Annotated in this window: 2 protein-coding genes; one reads left to right on the top strand and one right to left on the bottom strand. The window is 72.9% G+C overall.

Annotation, left to right across the window (positions count from 1 at the left end):
• Positions 1 to 29 precede the first annotated feature (29 nt).
• Complete coding sequence (locus AB0J68_RS31510; RefSeq protein WP_363942454.1) at positions 30 to 503, bottom strand: hypothetical protein; 474 nt, start codon at positions 501 to 503, stop codon at positions 30 to 32.
• 128 nt (positions 504 to 631) lie between these two features.
• On the opposite strand from AB0J68_RS31510, the gene AB0J68_RS31515 reads away from it, so the two are divergent.
• Entirely contained in the window at positions 632 to 1,909 is a 1,278-nt protein-coding gene (locus AB0J68_RS31515) for an MFS transporter (RefSeq protein WP_363942457.1), read from the top strand.
• Positions 1,910 to 2,068: the final 159 nt, after the last annotated feature.

Here is a 2,068-nt window from a genome sequence, read left to right on the forward strand (position 1 = left end):
GTGGCCACCGGTGTGGCCGCCCCCGCGGATCAGTCCTGCCGTTCGGTGCGCTCGATCTCGGTGAACGCGGCGGCCAGGTAGTCGTCCAACGGCACGCCCGTCACCGCCAACAGGTCGGCCACGAGTAGCGGGGCATGGCGGGCCAGGGCGGGCGCGTCCGGCCGCGACTCGTCGCCCTCGGGGTCGTACACCCCGAGCGCTCCGGCGAGCAGGACGAGCACCACGTGCGGATCGACGTCCGACCGCCACCGCATCGCGTTCTGCACGCAGCGTGTCAGCACCTGGCGGATGTCGTCGCCGGCCAGCCCTTCCGGGTGGCCCTCCTCCAGCAGGAGCCGAACCACCGTTCCGAGCACCAGACCGGACCGGTCGTCGGCCGCGAGATCGGCGACCGCCTCGTCGTACGCCTGGTTGTCGCGCGCCTGGGCGGCGGCGACGGCCGCTGTGGCGGTCACCGCGATGGCGCGGGCGGTAGCGGGCAGGTGTCGCCAGGTGCCGGTCATCGGGCCAGCATCGCAGACCCGGCGACACCGACGATCGCCGTGGGGTTGGTCACCCGGCGGCCCGGGAACAGCGTCGCCGCTGCAAAACGGTTCGCGGGGCGTCACACCCACCGAACAGAATGCCGGACATGCTGCGTCGATCCCTGCCCCGTCGTCCGGAAGCCCGCCGGATGCTCCTCGGCACCCTGCTGTCGGCGATCGGGCGGGGCCTGACCCTGCCGTTCCTGTTCATCTACCTCACCGACGTGCGCGGGCTCACCGACACCCGCGCCGGTCTGGTGATCGGCTGGTACGGCGTCGTCACCCTGGCGTTGTCGCCGCTGGGCGGGACGCTTATCGACCGATTCGGCGCGCGCCGGGTGGTGGTGCCGTGCTTCGTGATCGAGGCGATCGGCACCGGTTCGCTGGCGCTGGTCCACTCGACCGGCTCGGCCCTGCTCGTGATGACCGTGATCGCCGTCGGCAGCTCGGCGATCTGGTCCGGGCAGAACACCATCCTCGCCTCGCTCACCGACGACGGTGAGCGGCAACGGGTCTTCGGACTGAACTTCGCGCTGCTCAACCTCGGCATCGGCATCGGCGGCATGACGTCCGGCGCGATCGTCGACACGGCGCGGCCCGGCACCTTCCAGACGATCTACCTGCTGGATGCGGTCAGCTACCTGATGCCGGCCCTGATCCTGTTGACCCTGCCCGGCGTCGGCCACCGACTCGGCCACCGCTTAGCCGGCGACGGGCCGTCGAGCGGCGGCTACCTGACCGTGCTCCGGGACCGCCCGTTCCGCCGGCTCGTGATCTTCGGTCTGGTCCTCACCACCTGCGGGTACGCCCAGGTCGAGGTCGGCTTCGCCGCGTACGCCGTGCGCGTCGCCGAGGTGAACCCCCGGGTGGTGGCGTGGGCGCTCGCGGCCAACACCGTGATGATCGTGCTCGCCCAACTGCTGGTGATCCGCCGGATCGAGGGGCGCAGCCGCACCGGCGCGCTCGCCGTGGTCGGGGCGGTGTTCGCCGTCGCCTGGCTGGTCCTCGGCGTCGCCGGTGTGATCAGCACCGGCAACGCCCTGGTGGCCGCCCTGTGCGTGGTGGCCTGCTCGGCGATCTTCGGCCTCGGTGAGACGCTGCTGTCGCCGGTGATGCCGGCGCTGACCAACGCGCTCGCCACCGACGAGCTGCGCGGCCGGTACAACGCCATGAGTTCGATGATCTTCGGGATCAGCGGTGTGATCGGCCCGGTGACCGCCGGCCCACTCATCGGCGCGGCCAACGGCATGGTCTGGGTCGCGGTGGTGGTCGGCGGCTGCCTGATCGCCTCGCTCATCGCGCTCTCCCTGCGCCGACTGCTCACCGTCGACCAGGACGGCCGCCCGACGATCACCACGCCCGCCCCGGCACCCACCCCCGTCTGACGACCCGTCCCGCGTCCCGCGTCCCTTGCAGCAGCGGCCGGTGCCCGGGGACGGGTCGGGCCCCGGAGCGGGTGCTCCGGGGGCCGCTCGTTTGGGGGGTCGCCCGGCGGGGGCGGGGGGCGCGGCGGGGGGGGGGATGGGGGCGAGGGTGGGGGGGGA

Source organism: Micromonospora sp. NPDC049580, assembly GCF_040675595.1.
GTDB lineage: Bacteria > Actinomycetota > Actinomycetes > Mycobacteriales > Micromonosporaceae > Micromonospora.